Annotated in this window: 25 protein-coding genes and 1 rRNA gene; 25 read left to right on the top strand and 1 reads right to left on the bottom strand. The window is 37.2% G+C overall.

All coding sequences use genetic code 11. The features are described 5' to 3' along the window. The 12 genes from rrf to rsmI form a co-directional block, all read left to right on the top strand. Positions 1-74 (top strand): 5S ribosomal RNA (rrf, locus tag AC07YC_RS22560); the annotation flags it as partial. 111 nt (positions 75-185) lie between these two features. After that, a complete protein-coding gene (locus AC07YC_RS22555) occupies positions 186-623 on the top strand; it encodes an SRPBCC family protein (protein WP_494920494.1) in 438 nt (145 codons plus the stop codon). Between the two features lie 195 nt (positions 624-818). Then, positions 819-2,243, top strand: a complete 1,425-nt coding sequence (locus tag AC07YC_RS22550; protein WP_494920493.1) for an aminotransferase class I/II-fold pyridoxal phosphate-dependent enzyme — start codon at positions 819-821, stop codon at positions 2,241-2,243. Between the two features lie 18 nt (positions 2,244-2,261). Continuing rightward, entirely contained in the window at positions 2,262-2,891 is a 630-nt protein-coding gene (gene tmk / locus AC07YC_RS22545; protein WP_336637178.1) for a dTMP kinase, read from the top strand. Between the two features lie 146 nt (positions 2,892-3,037). Beyond that, entirely contained in the window at positions 3,038-3,367 is a 330-nt protein-coding gene (gene darA / locus AC07YC_RS22540; RefSeq protein WP_004229230.1) for a cyclic di-AMP receptor DarA, read from the top strand. Between the two features lie 138 nt (positions 3,368-3,505). Further along, positions 3,506-3,946, top strand: coding sequence for a YaaR family protein (locus AC07YC_RS22535; protein WP_494920492.1), 441 nt, complete (start codon positions 3,506-3,508; stop codon positions 3,944-3,946). Between the two features lie 297 nt (positions 3,947-4,243). Continuing rightward, positions 4,244-5,248, top strand: a complete 1,005-nt coding sequence (gene holB, locus AC07YC_RS22530; RefSeq protein WP_494920491.1) for a DNA polymerase III subunit delta' — start codon at positions 4,244-4,246, stop codon at positions 5,246-5,248. Then, positions 5,241-6,056 carry a PSP1 domain-containing protein gene (locus AC07YC_RS22525; protein WP_008179715.1) on the top strand — a complete coding sequence of 272 codons (816 nt, stop codon included), beginning with the start codon at positions 5,241-5,243 and terminating at the stop codon, positions 6,054-6,056. The genes holB and AC07YC_RS22525 overlap by 8 nt, the downstream gene beginning before the upstream one ends. Positions 6,057-6,083: 27 nt before the next feature. Next, positions 6,084-6,440, top strand: coding sequence for a DNA replication initiation control protein YabA (yabA, locus tag AC07YC_RS22520; RefSeq protein WP_025116340.1), 357 nt, complete (start codon positions 6,084-6,086; stop codon positions 6,438-6,440). 63 nt (positions 6,441-6,503) lie between these two features. Further along, entirely contained in the window at positions 6,504-7,253 is a 750-nt protein-coding gene (locus AC07YC_RS22515; RefSeq protein ID WP_336637180.1) for a tRNA1(Val) (adenine(37)-N6)-methyltransferase, read from the top strand. Beyond that, positions 7,237-7,500, top strand: a complete 264-nt coding sequence (locus AC07YC_RS22510) for a GIY-YIG nuclease family protein (protein WP_494920490.1) — start codon at positions 7,237-7,239, stop codon at positions 7,498-7,500. Before AC07YC_RS22515 ends, AC07YC_RS22510 begins: the two co-directional genes overlap by 17 nt. Then, the gene (rsmI, locus tag AC07YC_RS22505) at positions 7,497-8,372 is read left to right on the top strand and encodes a 16S rRNA (cytidine(1402)-2'-O)-methyltransferase (RefSeq protein ID WP_494920489.1); all 876 of its coding nucleotides are present in this window, start codon (positions 7,497-7,499) and stop codon (positions 8,370-8,372) included. The genes AC07YC_RS22510 and rsmI overlap by 4 nt, the downstream gene beginning before the upstream one ends. 184 nt (positions 8,373-8,556) lie before the next feature. On the opposite strand, the gene abrB is transcribed toward rsmI, so the two are convergent. After that, positions 8,557-8,835, bottom strand: a complete 279-nt coding sequence (gene abrB, locus AC07YC_RS22500; protein ID WP_004229214.1) for a transition state genes transcriptional regulator AbrB — start codon at positions 8,833-8,835, stop codon at positions 8,557-8,559. Positions 8,836-9,170: 335 nt separating this feature from the next. On the opposite strand from abrB, the gene metG reads away from it, so the two are divergent. The 13 genes from metG (at position 9,171) to AC07YC_RS22435 (ending at position 21,373) form a co-directional block, all read left to right on the top strand. After that, positions 9,171-11,162: a methionine--tRNA ligase gene (gene metG, locus AC07YC_RS22495; protein ID WP_494920488.1), complete on the top strand. Its 1,992-nt coding sequence runs from the start codon at positions 9,171-9,173 to the stop codon at positions 11,160-11,162. A 253-nt stretch (positions 11,163-11,415) separates the two neighbouring features. Next, on the top strand, positions 11,416-12,186 hold the full coding sequence (locus tag AC07YC_RS22490) for a TatD family hydrolase (RefSeq protein ID WP_336637184.1): 771 nt from the start codon (positions 11,416-11,418) through the stop codon (positions 12,184-12,186). Positions 12,187-12,321: 135 nt separating this feature from the next. Then, the gene (locus tag AC07YC_RS22485) at positions 12,322-13,533 is read left to right on the top strand and encodes a resuscitation-promoting factor (RefSeq protein WP_336637185.1); all 1,212 of its coding nucleotides are present in this window, start codon (positions 12,322-12,324) and stop codon (positions 13,531-13,533) included. 194 nt (positions 13,534-13,727) lie between these two features. Then, entirely contained in the window at positions 13,728-14,294 is a 567-nt protein-coding gene (gene rnmV, locus AC07YC_RS22480) for a ribonuclease M5 (protein ID WP_144789722.1), read from the top strand. After that, positions 14,287-15,168: a 16S rRNA (adenine(1518)-N(6)/adenine(1519)-N(6))-dimethyltransferase RsmA gene (gene rsmA, locus AC07YC_RS22475; protein WP_036122032.1), complete on the top strand. Its 882-nt coding sequence runs from the start codon at positions 14,287-14,289 to the stop codon at positions 15,166-15,168. The genes rnmV and rsmA overlap by 8 nt, the downstream gene beginning before the upstream one ends. A gap of 156 nt (positions 15,169-15,324) precedes the next feature. Next, positions 15,325-15,585 (top strand): biofilm formation stimulator Veg, encoded by a 261-nt coding sequence (gene veg, locus AC07YC_RS22470; RefSeq protein WP_004229199.1) that lies wholly within the window; start codon positions 15,325-15,327, stop codon positions 15,583-15,585. Positions 15,586-15,700: 115 nt separating this feature from the next. Then, on the top strand, positions 15,701-15,880 hold the full coding sequence (locus AC07YC_RS22465) for a small, acid-soluble spore protein, alpha/beta type (protein WP_025116349.1): 180 nt from the start codon (positions 15,701-15,703) through the stop codon (positions 15,878-15,880). Between the two features lie 220 nt (positions 15,881-16,100). After that, positions 16,101-16,967, top strand: coding sequence for a 4-(cytidine 5'-diphospho)-2-C-methyl-D-erythritol kinase (gene ispE / locus AC07YC_RS22460; RefSeq protein ID WP_036122035.1), 867 nt, complete (start codon positions 16,101-16,103; stop codon positions 16,965-16,967). Positions 16,968-17,023: 56 nt separating this feature from the next. Next, positions 17,024-17,857 carry a pur operon repressor gene (gene purR / locus AC07YC_RS22455; protein WP_336637186.1) on the top strand — a complete coding sequence of 278 codons (834 nt, stop codon included), beginning with the start codon at positions 17,024-17,026 and terminating at the stop codon, positions 17,855-17,857. Continuing rightward, the gene (locus tag AC07YC_RS22450) at positions 17,854-18,228 is read left to right on the top strand and encodes a RidA family protein (RefSeq protein WP_336637187.1); all 375 of its coding nucleotides are present in this window, start codon (positions 17,854-17,856) and stop codon (positions 18,226-18,228) included. The genes purR and AC07YC_RS22450 overlap by 4 nt, the downstream gene beginning before the upstream one ends. 216 nt (positions 18,229-18,444) lie before the next feature. Further along, complete coding sequence (gene spoVG / locus AC07YC_RS22445) at positions 18,445-18,747, top strand: septation regulator SpoVG (protein WP_025116955.1); 303 nt, start codon at positions 18,445-18,447, stop codon at positions 18,745-18,747. Positions 18,748-19,018: 271 nt separating this feature from the next. After that, a complete protein-coding gene (gene glmU, locus AC07YC_RS22440) occupies positions 19,019-20,389 on the top strand; it encodes a bifunctional UDP-N-acetylglucosamine diphosphorylase/glucosamine-1-phosphate N-acetyltransferase GlmU (RefSeq protein WP_494920487.1) in 1,371 nt (456 codons plus the stop codon). 24 nt (positions 20,390-20,413) lie between these two features. Continuing rightward, on the top strand, positions 20,414-21,373 hold the full coding sequence (locus AC07YC_RS22435; protein WP_025116957.1) for a ribose-phosphate diphosphokinase: 960 nt from the start codon (positions 20,414-20,416) through the stop codon (positions 21,371-21,373). Positions 21,374-21,461 lie beyond the last annotated feature (88 nt).

The raw sequence follows: 21,461 nt of genomic DNA, 5'->3' as shown, positions 1-21,461 counted from the left end.
AACACGGAAGTTAAGCTCTTTAGCGCCGATGGTAGTTGGGGGCTTCCCCCTGTGAGAGTAGGACGTCGCTAGGCAATTGTAACCGCTGAGATATATCTCGGCGGTTTTTATTTTTGTCTGTCTTTATAAGCATCAAAAATGGTAAAATCTAATGGTAAACATTGGGCAAAGGGGGATGGAATGGAGTGGCTACAGGACTATATACGAGTGATGCAATTTATATACAGAGAGAAAAGGTAGAGAGCTTTATTCAAAATAGAGAAAAGTGGGCTGTTTTAATACCAGGTTATTTGCATCATGAGTTGCTGAATGAAAATAATATGATTTGGGTTTTTCAAGGTGACTTCGGCATCATTCAAAAGGCTGTGAAGGTGGAGCTTCAATTGAAATCTTCAGAACCACATCAAGTTTTATTTGATTTAGTTGGCCTATCGGATCGGATAAATGGTGATGGATCATTTGAAATTAAGCATCAAGACAAATCACTCCAACTTACTGGTAGCTTAACTATGAAGGCTAGTGGCTTTTTAGCAGGAATGATGAATCCCGTATTAGAAAAATTTGTTCCACAATTGGTGGAGCAACTCGTTAGTCAAATGGCTTTGACGGTAGCAAAAGAATAATAGTTTCATGTATAAAGGGTGGAGAACCGATTATTGCAGAAGGTGGCAATGGTCGGTTTTTATAATAGTAAGGCATTTTATTGAAAAATTATAACTTTAACTGTAAATATAGAGCAGCTTGCTGAAGGATGACTTTTTTCTCACGTTATAATCTCGTATAATTAGGTGAGAATATAACGAAAATAGGTGTTTGTTTTGCAAAAGAAAAAGCCGATTATTGAGGGATTAGAACGTTTTCGACAACAACAAAATATTTCTTTTCATGTCCCTGGCCATAAGCATGGCGAACTGTCTCACCTTCCGCAAGCATTTAAGGATGTTATGCGTTATGATGTAACTGAATTATCAGGACTGGATGATTTGCATTATCCTGAGGAAATGATCTTAGAAGCAGAACATTTATTAGCGGATACATATGGAGCGATGAAAAGTTTCTTTTTGGTAGGTGGCTCTACCGTTGGAAATTTAGCAATGATTTACGCTACTTGTCAAAAAGGCGATACCATTATTGTGCAAAGGAATGCGCATAAGTCTATATTTCATGCCATTGAACTTGTTGGAGCCAAGCCTATTTACGTGTCACCGATATGGGACGAACGAACATTAACGGCAACACATGTTACGTTTCAGGATGTAAAGGAAGCTGTAGAAAATTTTTCAGAGGCGAAAGCGGTTGTTTTAACATATCCTACTTATTATGGGGTAACCTCTAGTGAAATACAGCAACAAATTGCTTATTGTCATGAAAAGGGGATCCCTGTATTGGTGGATGAAGCACATGGCGCTCACTTTCATGCTTGTTCATTATTTCAACCATCAGCTTTGTCTCTTGGGGCAGATGTTGTCGTACAATCAGCGCATAAAACTCTACCTGCGATGACGATGGCATCCTTTATGCATGTGAGCTCGGACTTAATAGAAGCTGACAAAATCCATCACTATTTACGTATGCTACAATCTAGTAGCCCATCTTATGTGCTATTAGCTTCATTAGATGATGCTCGTTATTATGTACAGACATATATGGAGAGTGATGGGGCATATATAATAGAAAAAAGAAATCAATGGGTTGAAGCGTTACGCTCGATTGGCTCTTTGGAAGTTATTGAAGTAGATGACCCTCTCAAATTACTTTTACGCGTCAAAGGTTATAGTGGCTTTCAATTACAGAAGGCGCTAGAGGGAGAGCATGTCTATGGGGAATTAGCTGATAGGAATCAAGTTTTATTCATATTACCATTACTCAAGCAAGGACATACCTATCCGTTTGCTGAAATAAGAGTCCGAATAAAGGAAGCTGTAACAATGCTATTAGAAACAGCAAAAACTGAAAGCAGCCAGGCTTCTCAAGCAGCTTATAAGTTTGTTGAGATAACTGAGCCTATTTATACATTCAATGAGATTGCATCTTTAAATAAAGAATGGTTACCATATATGCGTACAATGGGACGAATATCAGCAAGTATGATTATTCCTTATCCACCCGGCATTCCATTACTAGTACCAGGAGAAAGAATAACAGTAGCAAAACTAAGTCAATTAGAAGAACTACTAGCAGCAGGAGCAACATTTCAAGGAAATCATCGTTTAACAGAAAAAATGATTCAGGTCATTAAATAGTTGGAGGCAATTAACAGCATGAAAAGCAATTTATTTATAACATTTGAAGGTCCAGAGGGAGCAGGGAAAACAACCGTCATCCAAAAGATTGCAGAGCGGTTAGCAGAAAAAAATATTGATGTTCTAGCAACAAGAGAACCTGGTGGAATTGAAATTGCAGAAAAAATAAGAACGATTATTTTAAATCCTGCACATACAGCAATGGATGAACGAACTGAAGCATTGTTATATGCTGCAGCAAGAAGTCAGCATTATTTTGAAAAGGTTCAACCGGCTTTAGATGCTGGGAAGTTGGTAATATGTGATCGCTTTATCGATTCATCTTTAGCCTATCAAGGTTATGCAAGAGGTATAGGTATTGATGAGGTACTTTCCATTAATGAATTCGCTATCGGAAAGAAATTACCTGATATGACGATATTATTTGATATTGCACCAGAAGTAGGGTTAGCACGTATTTATGCAACGGGAAATCGCGAAGTAAATCGTTTAGATGTTGAAAGTTTACCGTTTCATCAAAAGGTGTATGAAGGATATTTACTACTCGTTGAGCGATATCCAGAACGTATACGTATTGTGAATGCTGACCAAGATATTGATAGTGTTGTGGAAGATGTATGGTCATTATTATGGGACGCAATACAGTAAATACATGAAGTTGTCTATAACAATGTGATATAATGATACTGTCCATTATTTTATCTTCAAATAGATTATTAATAGTGGAAGTAATAAAAGTTTAGGAATAATATTGAAACCTATTTAGGTTAATTTTATAAAAGGGGTGAGTGCGAATGAAGTTAGTCGTAGCTGTAGTGCAGGATCAGGATAGCAGCCGCTTATCAAATGCTTTAACGAAAAATCAGTTTCGCGCAACTAAATTAGCGAGCACAGGAGGATTTTTACGTTCAGGAAATACGACGTTTCTTATAGGAACTGAAGACTCTCTCATACCCAAACTTTTAGATATTATTCGGGATAATTGTCGTGCTCGGGAGCAGATGGTTGCGCCAGTTTCTCCATTAGGGGGAAATGCTGATTCCTATATTCCTTATCCTGTAGAGGTTGAGGTAGGAGGAGCCACTGTCTTTGTTTTACCGATTGAACAATTCCATCATTTTTAAAAAAGAGCCTCCTCATAAACATTAGGGTTCACTGGTTGAAAGGCAGAATCATGATTAGGATTTGGCCTATTGTTATCCTGAAGCAATCAACAATCCTGCTGAGGAGAAATAGATAAAGATCGTGGGGGCGAAACAAGCTTGAAAATTAATCAAGATATACGCGTCGGGTTAAATACAAATCGTAAAGAGCCACTACAAAATAATAATCAAAATAACCGATTTGGGGATATGGTCGTCAAGCAAGGAACAAAGTTGCAAACTGATCAATTGACAAGGTTGTTAGGGGATATATCTACTGCAGGTGACCGAGTTGCGAGATCCCGTAATTTACGAGAACTTGCTAGGTTTAAAATGCTAGTTAAACGATTTCTACAAGAGACAGTAGAACATGGTATGGAATTAAAGCAATCTCATACTTGGAATCGTTTTGGTGAAGGAAGACGTTTAAAAATCATTGACACTATTGATACACGTCTGGTTGAACTTGCGCAGGATCTTTTAGACGAAGAGAAAGAAGCGATTGACCTCCTTGATAAAATCGGTGAGATTAAAGGCTTACTAATTAACTTATATATGTAAAACCCGTGTCTCATTCTCCTATAGGCGCGGGCTTTTTTCGAATATTTACCTTCATTCACTAGTAGACCCATGATCAATTGAAAACCAATAGCGTTTAAAGACGAATCATTTCACTTTTGAGTCAAGAATATCTGTTAATTAAAACGCAGTGATTATCTTCCCAAATGTGTGAGGCGACAGTGGCAATTTTACACAAAACGCAATCGCCCATAAAGAACTACTGCAATGTTTCTATGGAAAGTTAAGAGTGGGAACAGTCCCATCTTTACAATAGAAACAGGAAGGAATTTTAAATATATGGCCAAGAATGTTGAAGAGCTATTCGCGCTACAACCAGTTGTAATGAAGCAACTTCAAACGATTTTTGACAAAAATAGATTAGCACATGCGTACATTTTTGACGGTGAAAAAGGGACAGGCAAAACAGATATTATGCATTTTTTTGTCAAACTAATGCTATGTGAGCACCCAAATGAAAATGTTCCATGTGAAACATGTCGAAATTGCAGACGTGTGGATTCGGGAAATCATCCAAATATTCATCAAATTTATCCAGAGGGTCAATTTATTAAAATTGATCAGATGCGTGAATTAATTGGTGAAATGAAAATGATGGGTGTAGAAGAGGGACGCAAAATCTATGTTCTTCATCATGCAGATCGTCTCAACACGGCTTCTGCCAACATGATACTTAAATTTTTAGAGGAGCCGGATGGTGAGGTTACTGCCATTTTATTAACAGAGCAAATGCAATCGATATTACCAACGATCCGCTCGCGTTGCCAACACATAAAATTCCAAAAAATGCCCCGTCATGTTTTATTACAGCATTTACAGGAAAATAATATTTCGCATTCGATGGCTTCAACCGTAAGTATGATGACGAACGAGCTCGAAATGGCGATATTTTTAGCAAGTGATGAGCAGTTTGCACTTGCTCGAAAAACAGTGTTAAAATTAGTAGAAGCTATTCGGCAAAATGTACATGAGGCCATGCTTATTGTGCACGAGGAGTGGCTACCACACTTTAAAGAAAAAAGCGAAATAGAGCAAGCATTGGATTTACTACTATTTGCTTACCGTGATATAGTGTCAATAAAAGCTAATCCCGAGGCAGCTTGTACTTATCCAGACATGTTACCACTATTCAAAGAAGTCGCGTTATATTCCACTTATGAGCAATTGTCTAAGCAAATGGAATCTATTTTACAGGCGCGAACATCTTTACAGCGTAACATGAATAGGACGTTATTGATGGAGCAGTTAATGCTAAATCTGCAGGAGGGATATACATTTGTATAATGTAGTAGGAGTCCGCTTTAAAAAAGCGGGTAAAATATATTATTTTGATCCAGCATCATTTCTATTAGAGGATAGTCAATATGTTATTGTTGAGACAGCGCGTGGCGTCGAATATGGTAAAGTGGTTGTCCCTCAAAAAGTAGTAGGTGATAATGATGTTGTATTACCACTTAAACAAGTACTTCGACCAGCGGATGATCGTGATCGTATACAAGTAGAAGAAAACGCTGCTGAGTCAAAACGAGCATTTGAACTTGCAAGTACTAAAATTATAGAACATAATCTAGAAATGAAGCTTGTAGATGTTGAGTATACATTTGATCGTAATAAAATCATTTTTTATTTTACAGCTGAAGGACGAGTTGACTTCAGGGATCTTGTAAAAGATTTAGCTTCGGTATTTAGAACACGTATCGAACTTCGCCAAATCGGTGTTCGTGATGAAGCAAAATTATTAGGAGGCATTGGGCCTTGTGGTCGTATGCTATGTTGCTCTACATTTTTAGGAGATTTTGAGCCAGTTTCTATAAAAATGGCTAAAGATCAAAACTTATCTTTAAATCCTTCAAAAATATCAGGACTTTGCGGACGTTTAATGTGTTGCTTAAAGTATGAGAATGATGAGTATGAAGAGGCAAAAGAAGGTATGCCAGATTTAGGTGAAGTAGCTATGACACCAGATGGTCGCGGTAAAGTTGTAGGTTTAAATGTGCTGGAAAGACTTATTCAAGTATATTTACAAGAGCAGGAGCGCACAGTTGAGTATACACTAGAAGAACTGCTAGCATGCGAAAAAAATCTTATATAAGATAGAGAATTTAACGAGGTGGCTTGGGTGAAGGACCGTAATTTCTTAGATACCGTTATGGAGTTCGAACAACAGCTCGAAGCAATGCAGGAGCAATTTGGTGCATTGAAACAATTTGTAGCGTTAATGATGGAAGAGCATAAGGCACTCGAAACAGAAAATCATCATCTTCGCACACGTCTAGAAGAACTACTTTCAAATACACACTCCGTACAAGCTGCTGAAGTAAAGAAAGAGAGTCCGCTAGATATAGGTGAAGGGTATGATAACCTAGCTCGTCTATACCAGGAGGGTTTCCATGTTTGTCATGTTCATTTTGGAAGCTCTCGAAAAGGTGAAGATTGTCTGTTTTGTCTATCATTTTTAAATAAACAAAATGTATAATAGAAGGCTGATTCCCACCACGGTGGTATCAGTCTTTTCTTTTGTAGCATAGGAGGAATTAGCATGGAAAAATGGCTAAAAGGTGATGAACGTCTAGACTATTTATTGGCTGAGAATTTACGTATTATTCAAAGTCCATCTGTCTTTTCATTCTCATTGGATGCGGTATTGCTTTCAAAGTTTGTCAATATTCCCTCTCATAAAGGAAATATTGTGGATTTATGCTCGGGAAATGGTGTAATCCCTCTCTTTTTAAGTGCACGAACGAAGGGGCAAATAACAGGAGTTGAGCTTCAACCACGCCTGCTAGATATGGCAGAAAGAAGTGTCCGCTATAACCAATTAGAAAATCAAATTCAAATGATTCTTGGAGATGTAAAAGAAATACCGAAACAGCTGGGCATTGAAAAATATGATGTAGTTACGTGCAATCCCCCTTATTTTTTAGCGCATGAAGCAAGTGATAAAAACCTTAGTGAGCATCATGCTATTGCACGACATGAACTCCATTTAACATTAGAAGAGGCCATTCAATCAGCAAGCAAATTATTAAAGCAAGGTGGGAAAGCAGCATTTGTGCATCGACCAGGTCGATTATTAGATATAGTTACGGCAATGCGTGCAAATCGTTTAGAGCCAAAACGAATGCAGCTTATTTATCCGAAAGAAGGAAAAGAGGCCAATACATTATTAATAGAAGGAATAAAGGATGGGAAGCCTGATTTAAAAATATTACCACCATTGTATGTCTATAATGAGAAGAATGAATACACAGCAGAAGTGAGAGAGATTCTTTATGGAAAAGAGCAATAGTCACTATTTTTACGTGCTAGAGTGTGCGGATCAATCATTTTACGCAGGCTATACAAATAATTTAGAAAAGCGTGTAGCTGTACATAATGCTGGCAAAGGGGCAAAATATACAAGAGCTAGAGGGCCGGTAAAGTGTATTTATAAGGAAGAATTTGAAACAAAGGAAGAGGCAATGCGCGCAGAATATGCTTTTAAGCAATTAACAAGAACTCAAAAAAAAATGTATATAAGGAGGGGTGAATCGTGAAATCACAAAAAAGTACAATACACGATCAGACAGGCTGTTTATATCTTGTAGGGACACCTATCGGAAATCTAGAGGATATTAGTGTAAGGGCGCTCCGTATTTTAAAAGAAGCGGATCTTATTGCAGCAGAGGATACTAGAAATACAAAGAAATTATGTAACTACTTTGAAATTGATACACCTTTAATGAGCTACCATGAACATAATCTAGCTGTAGGTGGAGAAAAATTATTAACTTTTCTACAGGAAGGGAAGACCATCGCATTAGTGAGTGATGCCGGTTTACCTTGTATTTCTGATCCTGGTGCAGATATAGTTGAAAAGGCAATTGCTCAAAACTTTCCGGTTGTGCCTATACCAGGTCCAAATGCAGCAATAACTGCATTAATTGCTTCTGGATTAACGCCCCAGCCATTTTTCTTTTATGGTTTTTTAAATCGTGGAAAAAAAGATCGTCGCCAGCAATTAGAACAATTAAAAAAACGACAAGAAACGATTATATTATATGAAGCACCTCATCGCTTAAAGGAAACATTAAAAGATATGGAAGCTATCCTCGGAAATCGTCGTATTGTTTTAGCGCGCGAGCTGACTAAGAAATTTGAGGAATTTTTGCGTGGCACCCTAGCAGAAGCTGTAGAATGGTCACAAACAGAAGAAATACGTGGTGAATTTTGTATAGTCCTTGAGGGGAATCAGGAAGTTGAAGTGGAAGATACTGAAGAGGCTTATTGGCATACACTGTCTATTATCGAGCACGTGGATTATATCCTTCAACAAAACGATGTAAGTTCTAAAGAAGCCATTAAAGAAGTAGCCAAGGAACGACAACTAGCGAAGAGAGATGTCTATAACGAATATCATAATCAATGAGGAATAAGAGTTACCTTAGGGTAGCTCTTAATTTTTTGGATCGATTACAAATGTAAATCTTAGAAACCTAACATATAAAGGTCGGACATGATCATTATAAGGGGTTCACAATTTGGGTATAGTAGATAGTATACGTTTATATTAAAAACACCTAAATCACTGTCTTGATTTAGGTGTGTAAGCATTATTTTTTTAAGTTTGATTGAATTTCTTTTACTAACATTTCAGCGCCTTCTGGACTTAAAATTAATTTGCCTCCAACTAGACGGAAGTTATCATCTGAAACTTCGCCAGTAACAGCACATGTCATATTAGGCATATATTTTTTTAAGATGATTTTATCATCATCCACATAGATTTCTAAAGCATCCTTTTCAGCGATACCTAGTGTACGGCGTAATTCGATAGGTATAACTACACGACCTAACTCATCGACTTTACGAACAATTCCTGTTGATTTCATAATAGTTTTCCTCCTAATTTATAAAAGTTATATTGGCATTTCGTCAAATTTCGACATCATTTCTTTGTCTGATAGTTATCATACCAAGTAATGCCATAAACGTCAATTAATTAATGCACTAATATTATGGTTTTATAAAAATTTTTTTGAGAAGAATGCTGTTATTTCTGTTTTTTTAAAAGGTTTTTAATAAATATTTTTGATTATAGTATAAAAGGTTCTTATTTAAGTCAGTAAATGGATTAAATATATTATTCGACAATTTTCGCCGAATAATAAACTTTCATTGAAACGAATTTCGGACTTCGTTAGAATAGAAAGTATATTGTAAAACAATGGAGGCAGTTTTTGTGAGTGAACAAAAGAAAACATTCTATATAACAACACCCATTTACTATCCAAGTGGGAAGTTTCATATTGGTACGGCATATACAACAGTTGCATCAGATGCGATAGCACGTTATAAACGTTTACGTGGTTATGATGTTCGTTTTTTGACAGGTATGGATGAGCATGGACAAAAGATTCAAGAGAAGGCAGCAGAAGCGGGCAAACATCCTCAGGATTATGTCAATGAAATTGCAGAGGCTGCGAAAAAGCTTTGGGCGTTAATGGATATTTCTTACGATGATTTTATTCAAACAACGCAAGAACGACATACAAAAGCTGTCGAAAAGATTTTCCAAAAGTTTTTAGATAATGGAGATATATATAAAGGTGAGTATGAAGGCTGGTATTGTACGCCTTGTGAATCATTCTTTACAGAGACTCAATTAGTTGATGGCAATTGTCCAGACTGTGGTCGCTCCGTCCATAAAGTAAAAGAGGAATCGTACTTTTTTAATATGAAGAAATACGCGGACCGTTTATTATCTTATTATGAGGAAAACCTTGGATTTATTGAACCGGAGTCTCGAAAAAATGAAATGATCAATAACTTTATTAAACCAGGGTTAGAAGATTTATCAGTATCGAGAACATCCTTTGACTGGGGTATTAAAGTACCTGGGGATCCCAAACATGTTATCTATGTATGGGTAGATGCATTAACGAATTATATTACATCATTAGGATATCTTTCAGATGATGAAACATTATTCAACAAATATTGGCCAGCAGATGTGCATGTAGTAGGGAAAGATATCGTTCGCTTCCATACAATATATTGGCCAATTTTCTTAATGGCTTTAGATTTACCATTACCGAAAAAGGTTTTTGCACATGGCTTTATTATGATGAAAGACGGGAAAATGTCTAAATCAAAAGGTAATGTCATCTATCCAGAAATGTTAATCGAACGTTATGGCCTTGATGCGACACGTTATTTCCTTTTACGCGAATTACCTTTTGGTTCAGATGGAGTATTCTCACCAGAATCATTTATTGAACGGACAAACTTTGATCTTGCAAATGATTTAGGTAATTTATTAAACCGTACTATTTCGATGATTAACAAATATTACAATGGCATAATTCCTTCAGAGAATCTTCAATCGACAGAATTTGATGCAGCATTAAAAGAGCAGGCTGAGTCAGTACGTATTAAATATGAAGAAAGTATGGAAAAAATGCAATTTAGTGTGGTATTGGCAGACTTATGGACATTAGTATCACGCACGAATAAGTATATTGATGAAACACAACCATGGGTATTAGCAAAAGAAGAAGCAGATAAACCAAAATTAGGTTCAGTAATGCGAAATTTGGCAGAAAGCTTACATCAAATTGCTGTCATGTTACAACCATTTATGACAACAATACCTAAACGTATGATGGAACAGCTTGGTTTGGATGACAAATTCTTAGCATGGGATACAATTGAAACATTCGGCAATACTATTCCAGCAAACATTAAAGTGGTAGAAAAAGGGATACCTATTTTCCCTCGTTTGGAAAATGAAGTTGAAATTGCTTATATCCGTGAAGAAATGCGTGGTTCAGTAAAAACTTCACAAGAAGAAGAAGTTAAAAGTGAGACAAAGAGTGATGGGAACCCAGAAATTCCTGAAATTACTATTGATGATTTCATGAAAATTGATTTGCGTGTTGCGACTGTAACCGCTTGTGAAACGGTGCCTAAAGCTGATAAATTATTAAAGCTTCAAGTCGACCTAGGATACGAGCAACGCCAAGTAGTTTCAGGTATTGCAAAATTCTATTCTCCAGATGAATTAGTTGGTCAAAAAGTGATTGTCGTAGCAAACTTAAAACCAGTTAAATTACGTGGTGAATTATCACAAGGTATGATCCTAGCTGGGGAAAAAGATGGGATTTTAAAATTAGCATCTGTAGATTCAAAACTTGAAAATGGTGCAAAAGTAAAGTAACAAACGAAAAATGGCCTGCTGAATAGATATTATTCAGCAGGCTTTTCAAATCTGTTAGTAGAATTAGCCTTATTGTTATTTCGAAATAATTTATACACTGTAAAATTAATGGATTTTTAGGTATAAAGGTCCAACTCGAGCTTTGTCGATTAAGTGAATTGTCACAAACCCGAATCGTTTGTAACAAATTTGTAATGCTTACGAAAAATATGAAATAATAAATTTTAATAAAATCAATGTTAGGAGAATGAAGATGTTTATTGATACACATGTACATTTAAACGCAGACCAATACGAGGAAGACCTTCAAGAGGTAATCAATAGAGCTTTAGAAGCTAAAGTAGAAAAAATGGTGGTTATAGGTTTTGATCGTAAAACCATTGAAAGAACTATGGAGCTGATAGAGCAATATGATTTTGTTTACGGTGTTATTGGATGGCATCCGGTTGACGCCATTGATTGCACGCAGGAAGATTTAGAGTGGATTGAGGAATTAGCAGCACATCCAAAAATAGTCGGTATTGGTGAAACTGGGTTGGACTACTATTGGGATAAATCACCAAAGGATGTTCAGCAGGCACTTTTCCGCAAACAAATACAGTTAGCGCAAAAGATTGATTTACCAATTATCATTCATAATAGGGATGCAACAGGGGATGTTGTAAATATTTTACGTGAAGAAAATGCAGCATCTGTAGGGGGTGTTATGCACTGCTTTAGTGGGAGTGTAGAGACAGCACGTGAATGTATTGCTATGAATTTTATGATTAGTCTTGGGGGACCCGTGACATTCAAAAATGCACGTTTGCCAAAAGAAGTGGCTACGGATATCCCTCTGGAGCACTTGATGATTGAAACAGATGCCCCTTATTTAGCGCCACATCCTTACCGTGGAAAGCGCAATGAACCCGCTTTTGTGCCATTAGTGGCGGAAGAAATTGCACGTTTGAAAGGGTTGACAATCGAGGAAATTGCACAAGCAACTACCAACAATGCGAAAAATTTTTTTGGGATTGACAGTTAACTAGCTAAGATGCCTCCAATACAGGGTTTACGGTTGGCAAAAACAAAGAAGTCAATTTTCAAAGAAATACTTTCGGGTTGACAGTGCCAAAACTAGTCCGTATAATCCAACCTTGTATTAAGGAGGCGTTTTTTCATGTCAAATAATTCCATGAAAAACTTGTTCTTAGGATCATTGAGGAGTAAGCAAACAGTGATAAGAATTATTTCACTTGTCCTGTTTGTATCTGTAATCTCTTTCGTGCTTTATCAAGGTACGAAAAAAGCTGTAAAGCTTGAAGCAAATGGAGAAACAATCGAAGTATCCACACATGCCAAAACTGTAGAACAATTATTACAAGATCAAAATATAGATGTAGCAGCGCATGATAAAATATCACCCTCTCTGAACACCAAAATTGTTAATGGCTTAGCAATTCAATGGGAACAGGCAAAAGAAGTAACAATTTCAGTTGATGGAAATCAGTCAAAAGTATGGACAACTGAAACACTAGTGAAAGACATTTTGAAGGAAGCGAATATTAAAGTATCTGAACATGACTCTTTAGCACAAGGTCTAGATACTGAGCTAGGCGCAGAAAACAAAATCGATATTCAAAGAGCGTTTCAATTAACGCTTGTCGATGGCGTAAACAAAAGACAAGTATGGTCCACTTCGACTACGGTCGCTAACTTTTTAAAACAACAAGGAATTCAGTTACATGAATTCGATCGTGTCGAAAATAACCTGGAGGACGTTCTTACTCCGGCGAGTAAAATCACAGTAGTTCGCGTAGAAAAGGTTATCGATGTAGTGGAAGACTCTTTAGATTTCGCAGTTGAAAAGAAGCAAGATGCTTCATTGCAAAAGGGGAAAGAAAAGGTAGTAGCAACAGGACAGAAAGGTTCTGTTTCTCGTACGTATGAAGTTGTCAAAGAAAATGGGAAGGTTGTAGCAAAGAATCTACAATCTGAGGCAGTTTTAAAAGAGCCGAAAAAGCAAGTAGTTGCAGTCGGAACTAAAACTATAGTTGCAAGTGCAGCGACTGTATCGCGTGGTTCAGCAGAGCCATCAAGCGGTAAAGAATTCTATGTAACAGCAACAGCCTATACGCCATATTGCAACGGTTGCTCAGGTACATCGGCAACTGGTATAAACTTGCGTTCAAATTCCAACTTGAAGGTGGTTGCAGTAGACCCTTCTGTTATTAAGCTAGGCTCAAAAGTTTGGGTTGAAGGGTATGGTACAGCTATTGCTGGAGATACTGGTGGCGCAATTAAGGGGAATAAGATCGATATACTTGTACAAACAGATACCCAAGCACGTAACTGGGGACGTAAGAAAGTGCGTATTAAAGTATTAAATTAAAAAAATTGTAAAATAAATCAAAATGTTTTTCACTAAGGGCTTTCCTGTTTTGACTGGCAGGAAAGCTTCTTTTTTTATTTTCAGCGGCTAAGCAATAGTATATGTATAGGTACGTGTAAGTCTTGTATTCCTGTACAAACAGTATCATGCAGTTGTAAAATGGTCAGAAGATAAGGTAGAAAAGAGGAGCCTTTTTGCAAATAAAAGAAATTATCGTAGTAGAAGGAAAAGATGATACGACAGCTATTAAGCGAGCTGTACAAGCAGATACTATAGAAACAAATGGATCTGCTATATCTGAAGAGACGTTGAAACGAATTCAGCATGCGCAGGAGAAGCGTGGAGTTATTGTATTTACCGACCCTGATTATCCAGGACGTCGCATACGTGCCATTATTGAAGAGCGCGTTCAAGGGGTCAAGCACGCTTTTTTACCGAAAGCAAAGACAATTGCGAAGAATGGTAAGGGATTAGGGATTGAGCATGCAGCAGACGACGATATTCGTGAAGCGCTACGACTTGTCTATACCCCTAATCTTGGGGTACCAAACGAAGATGATATAACACTAGAGGATTTAATGACAGCTCGTTTAACTGGTCATCCGCAGGCAAAGCATCGTCGTGATCGTCTTGGTGAATTATTAAATATAGGTGCTACAAATGGTAAGCAGCTCCATAAAAGATTGAAAATGTTTCAAATTACAGAAAAACAATTTGGTGCCGCAGTTGCACAGCTAGATCAGGAGGAAAATGATGCATAAGGATATTGCAACACCAATTCGAACGCAGGAAATTTTAAAAAAATACGGATTCTCATTTAAAAAAAGCTTAGGACAGAACTTTTTAATTGATCCAAATATATTAAGAAATATAGTTAGCCATGCCAACTTAACAGAAAATAGTGGGGCGATTGAAGTTGGCCCAGGTATTGGGGCATTAACCGAACATTTAGCGAGAAGTGCTAAAAAGGTCGTTTCCTTTGAAATTGACCAACGACTATTACCTGTGTTAGAGGATACACTTAGCCCCTACAATAATGTATCTATTGTCCACTCTGACATTCTAAAGGCCGATGTTGCTAAAGTGATTGCAGAGGAAATGCCAGGAATTGAAGATATTATGGTTGTGGCCAATTTACCGTATTACGTAACTACACCAATTTTAATGAAATTATTGAATGATCGATTGCCAATTCGTGGCTTCGTTGTCATGATGCAAAAAGAAGTGGCAGACCGTATAACGGCTAAACCAGGGACAAAGGAATATGGTTCATTGTCGATTGCCATCCAGTATTACGTAAAGGCAGAAATCGCTATGACAGTCCCTAAGACGGTTTTCATGCCACAGCCTAATGTCGACTCAGCTGTCATTCGCCTTATTAAGCACGATGAGCCTCCAGTAAAGGTTATTAATGAGGATTTCCTTTTTGTCGTGACGCGTGCCTCTTTCGTACAGCGTAGAAAAACGATCTATAATAACCTACAATCTGGTTTGCCGAATGGTAAAGCACAAAAGGACTTCATACTAGAGGCTTTAACTGCTGCTAGTATCGAACCAACCCGTCGTGGTGAAACTTTAACGATTCAAGAGTTTGGAAAATTAGCCGATGCGCTATATCCTGTATTTGCAAAGTAAAAAATTTTGTTAACATTTTTTCTTAGATGTAAAAAAATATATGATTTTTATAAAAAATAAGTTGACAAGATTTATAAGGTGCTGATAAAATATTATATTTTGTTGACATTTTTGGGCGATTCGCTTATACTAGTTATTAGTGAGGTGTATGCGAAAATGCCAAAAACTTTAGCGGACATTAAAAAGTCGTTGGATTGTCATTTGGGTAAACGTTTGCAATTAAAAGCAAACGGTGGTCGCAAGAAAACGGTTGAGTGTGCAGGGATATTACGCGAGACATATCGCGCCATCTTTGTAGTTGAACTTGACCAAGAAGACAATACGTGTAAGCGCGTATCGTATAGTTACACAGATATTTTAACTGAAGCAGTAGAGATTACATTTTTAGACGAAGCAAAGGCTGCTGTCGCAAAATAGTTTCTAGTACTTATTTCTATATTTTTGAAACACTCATGTATGTTAAAAACTACATGAGTGTTTTGCGTTTTCCCGGGGCATACTAATATGGTCAGTTGTTAAAGGAGGAGTTTATATGCCTAGAAAGGGTATCATGTCACCTCGATTAAAAGAAGAGATCGCAAAAGAACTTGGATTTTATGATGTTGTGCAAAAGGAAGGCTGGGGCGGCATAAAAGCTCGAGATGCTGGTAATATGGTCAAACGTGCCATTGAAATGGCTGAACGAGCAAGTAATGAACAAGAGCGTAAGTAGACTATTTCTAATAAAATAGACGACTTATTAAGTTTCATTCAGCAAGGATGAAAATCCTTACTGACACAACAAATACAGCTGACGAGAGAGAACCGTTACTCCGAACAGGGTATACGGTTCTTTTTTTCCATTTTCGTAATCTCAGTATGGTAAAATAAAATGAATAATCTTGTGCGAAAAAGGAATTGTTTATATGTGTTGCTATGAGGGAGGAAGAAAAATGCTTTATGTAAAGGCGCCTGCAAAAATTAATTTAACTTTAGATGTACTTTATAAAAGACCTGATAATTTTCACGAAGTAGAGATGGTTATGACAACCGTCGATTTAGCTGATCGTATCAGTCTTGAATCTCGAGAAGATGGTGTGATCCAAATAATTTCAACGGATAATTTTGTACCGAATGATCATCGTAATTTTGCTTACCAGGCAGCGCGTCTCATTAAAGATACATATGGCATTAAACAAGGTGTATCCATTACTATTGAAAAAGAAATCCCTATTGCTGCCGGCCTTGCTGGAGGTAGTAGTGATGCAGCTGCTACACTTAAGGGCCTTAATGAACTTTGGAATTTAGGGTTATCGATAGATGAATTGGCTGAACTAGGTGCTAAAATCGGTTCTGATGTATCGTTTTGTGTCTATGGAGGCACGGCACTTGCCACAGGACGCGGAGAAATAATAAAGGAAATCCCTGCCCCACCTAACTGCTGGGTAGTATTAGCAAAACCTAAAATCGGCGTATCCACTGCTGAAGTATACGGTGGTCTTAAAGTTGAAGGACTGGAGCATCCCAATACGAAGCAAATGATACAGGCTATTGAAACGAAGGATTATGAACTATTATGTTCTTCATTAGGAAATGTTTTGGAAACTGTAACATTTAAGCTACATCCAGAGGTCGTTATGTTAAAGGAACAAATGAAACGCTTTGGAGCAGATGCTACGTTAATGAGCGGAAGCGGTCCGACTGTTTTTGGGTTAGTGGATAGTGAAGCTCGTGTCAGTCGTATTTATAATGGTTTACGTGGGTTTTGTGAGGAAGTTTATGCAGTAAGAATATTAGGTGAGCGAAATACGCTTGCTTAGAAACGCAAATTTGTGTTAATTTTACCTATAAATATTCGTGTTTAGGAGAGGGTCGCATGAAATGGAAACGTAGTGAACGACTAGTTGATATGACGTACTATTTACTAGAACATCCACATCAGCTGATCCCGCTAACTTATTTTTCAGAACTATATCAATCTGCGAAGTCATCCATTAGTGAGGATTTAACGATTGTAAAAGAAACTTTCGAAGAAAAAGGAATCGGGTTATTGATGACAGTGCCGGGTGCTGCAGGAGGAGTAAAATATATTCCTAAAATGTCCGAGCCAGAGGTGCGTTCAGTTATTCAGGATTTAAAGGCAGAGCTTGAGCATTCAGATCGCTTATTGCCTGGTGGTTACTTGTTTATGACAGATTTACTAGGGAACCCAGATTTAATTAACCGCGTAGGGAAGGTTTTTGCTTCTGCTTTTGCAGATCAAAAGATCGATGTCATAATGACAGTAGCAACGAAGGGTATATCTATAGCACATGCTATTGCTAGACATTTAAATGTGCCAGTAGTTGTTGTGCGAAGAGATAGTAAGGTAACAGAAGGTTCTACAGTAAGTATTAATTATGTGTCTGGTTCTTCCAGAAGAATTCAGACAATGGTATTATCAAAAAGAAGCATGAAGAGTGGACAACGTGTCTTGATTACCGATGACTTTATGAAAGTTGGCGGTACTATGAATGGCATGAAAAATTTATTAGAAGAATTTGATTGTCAATTAGCTGGCATTGCAGTGCTGGTTGAGGCTGAACATGCGGACGAAACGCTAGTAGACGATTACTATTCACTTGTAAAGCTTCATGAAGTGAATGAAAAAGATCGAACAATTGCATTAAGTGAAGGTAACTATTTTTCTAAAAGGGGACATGACAAATGAAAGTAGTAGCAACATCAAATGCACCAGCAGCAATTGGACCATATTCACAAGGGATTATTGTGAACGGTATATTTTATAGCTCAGGACAAATTCCATTAACAGCTACAGGTGAATTAGTGGAAGGCGATATTATTGTACAAACAAATCAGGTATTCGCCAATGTAAAAGCAGTATTAGAGGCAGCAGGATCATCTTTAGAAAATGTTGTAAAGACAACAGTGTTTATGAAGGATATGAACGACTTTGTCGCAATGAATGAAGTCTATGCAAGCCACTTCGGGGAGCATAAGCCTGCACGTTCGGCTGTAGAGGTAGCTCGACTTCCTAAAGACGTAAAAGTAGAAATTGAAGTTATTGCTATTGTTAAATAAAGAATATGAAGCCCACTATGAAGAGCATTCGTTCTGTTTAGGGGGCTTTTTTTTATCGTTGACAAACAATTGTCAAAAATTCCGTAAATAAGAAAAAATATTATTCTTGAAAGTATTCAAATTTTTTAGAAAATTTGATAGACTATAAAAAGGAAAATATTCGGTAATTAAGAATATGATAATTTTAATTAGGCATCTAAGAGAGGTGGTGAGAAAATGGAAGTTACTGATGTGAGATTACGTCGGGTACAGACGGATGGTCGCATGCGTGCGATTGCTTCCATTACACTTGACAATGAGTTTGTTGTTCACGATATTCGTGTAATTGATGGAAATACTGGATTGTTTGTAGCAATGCCAAGTAAACGAACACCAGATGGTGAATTTAGGGACATCGCTCATCCGATTAATTCGGACACTCGAAATAAAATTCAAGAGATTATTTTAAACGCCTATCACAATTCTAGTGAATTAGAAGAGACGGGTGAAGAAGTAGAGTTAGAGGGCATTGGTGTATAGTTAAAAGGGAATAACTAACTATTTAAGAAGTAGTTGCAATTTAACGTTAATTTTATTAGTCAGAAATTTTAAGAACTCTTCATATTTGAAGAGTTCTTTTTATTTTGATAAAAAGAGAAAACCAGCAGTTTTAGGATATACTTCATGACATTCGAGCAGAAGGTGCAGTGGTTTTTGGAATTCATCTTTTTGTCAACTCTACATGCCTTGAAAATAGATGAATTATGCTATATAGTCATAAGAGAAAATGAGCGTATTGGAGGACTTACAGATGAGCAATATTTTTGCTGTCATTTTGGCTGCAGGTCAAGGTACACGTATGAAGTCCAAATTATATAAAGTGCTCCATCCAGTTTGTGGGAAACCGATGGTACAACATGTGGTGGATCATATTCAAACGTTAGATGTGAATCGCATTGTAACGGTTGTTGGACACGGTGCAGAAAAAGTGCAACATCAGCTTGGAGATAAAAGTGAGTATGTTCTTCAAGCCGAACAGTTAGGGACAGCACATGCTGTTCAACAAGCTGAGGGAATTCTAGGGAATGAAGAAGGAACAACTTTAGTTGTTTGTGGTGACACACCGCTAATTCGTCCCGAAACTATGCAGGCTCTATTTGAGCATCATCAGGCAAAGAATGCTAAAGCAACAATTTTAACTGCAATTGCGGAAAATCCAACTGGCTATGGTCGTATTTTACGTAGCGAGAATGGGCAAGTAGAGCAAATTGTTGAACAAAAGGATGCTTCAGCAGCACAGCAATTAGTAAAAGAAATAAACACGGGCACATATTGCTTTGATAACAAGTTGTTATTTGAAACATTAAAATTAGTGAAAAATGACAACGCTCAAGGTGAATACTATTTACCAGATGTTATTGAAATTCTACAAAAGCAAGGTGATATTGTAGAAGCATATGTGACAGATGATTTTGAAGAAACGCTTGGTGTCAATGACCGTGTTGCTTTATCACAGGCAGAGACATTAATGCGTGCAAGAATTAATGAAAAGCATATGCGTAATGGTGTGACAATTATTCACCCTGAAACGACATATATTAGCGCGGAAGCTATTATTGGAAGTGATACTGTCATTCAACCTGGTTGTATGATAGAAGGAGCCACTGTAATCGGAGAAGATTGCCATATTGGTCCAAATACTCAAATTGCAGATAGCCAAATTGGAGATCGTACAACGGTGCATTCTTCTGTTGTGCGTGAAAGCGCTATTGCGGAAGATGTAGCCGTTGGACCATTTGCTCATATTCGACCACTTTCAGACATCGGTAGCCATGTGAAAATTGGTAACTTTGTAGAAGTGAAGAAAAGCAAGCTAGGTAATGACACAAAAGTATCGCATTTAAGCTATATTGGTGACGCTGAAATTGGCAGTAACGTCAATGTTGGCTGTGGTTCCATTACAGTTAACTATGATGGAAAAAATAAGTACAAAACAATTATTGAAGATGATGTATTTGTAGGATGTAATACTAACTTAGTAGCGCCAGTGAAAGTTGGAAAAGGTTCATTTATTGCAGCAGGTTCTACAATTACAAAAGAAGTACCTGAAGATGCACTTGCTATTGCTCGTGCAAGACAAGAAAACAAACCTAATTATGTAAGCAAATTAAATTTAAAATAATTATCAACTAAACAGGAGGCCATCATGCCGTATCATTATGCAAACTCACAATTAAAAATATTTTCTCTAAATTCAAATAACCCGTTAGCTCAAGAAATTGCGCAAGAAATGGGTGTAGAATTAGGGAAATCTTCTGTTAAGCACTTCAGCGATGGAGAAGTTCAAATTAGCATTGAAGAAAGTATTCGTGGTTGTGATGTGTTTATCGTGCAGTCAACTTCTGCACCAGTAAACGAACATTTAATGGAGCTTTTAATTATGGTAGATGCAGTTAAACGTGCATCTGCTCGTACAGTAAACGTCGTAATGCCTTATTATGGTTATGCACGCCAAGATCGTAAAGCAAAAGCGCGCGAACCAATTACAGCTAAATTAGTGGCAAACCTACTTGAAACAGCTGGTGCAACACGAGTGATCGTATTAGATTTACATGCACCTCAAATTCAAGGTTTCTTCGATATCTTAATCGACCACTTAATGGCAGTACCGTTATTATCAGATTACTTTAAATCTAAAGGTATTCCAGAAGATCAAATCGTTGTTGTTTCACCAGACCATGGTGGGGTAACACGTGCTCGTAAAATGGCGGAACGTTTAAAAGCACCAATTGCAATTATTGACAAGCGACGTCCAAAACCAAATGTTGCGGAAGTTATGAACATTGTGGGTAATGTTGATGGTAAAGTGGCAATCTTGATTGATGATATTATTGACACTGCAGGTACAATTACGATAGGTGCAGATGCATTACGTGCAGCGGGTGCAAAAGAAGTTTATGCTTGCTGTTCTCACCCTGTACTATCTGGCCCAGCAATTGAGCGTATCGAAAAATCTTCTATTAAAGAATTAGTCGTGACAAATACAATACAGCTTGCGGAAGATAAAAAATCTCCAAAAATTACAGAGCTTTCTGTAGCTAAATTAATGGCTGATGCAATTTCTCGCGTGTACGAAAACAAATCTGTAAGTACTCTATTCGATTAATAATAAAGAATAAAGAGGCTGGGACAAAACCCACCTCTAAATTAAAAAGCGTGTGAAATTTTACCGTCAGTAAAATTTCACACGCTTT

Source organism: Lysinibacillus sp. GW247-5R2A (assembly GCF_059424475.1).
The sequence above is the reverse complement of the archived record's forward strand: the minus strand, read 5'-3'. Positions and strand labels throughout refer to the sequence as shown.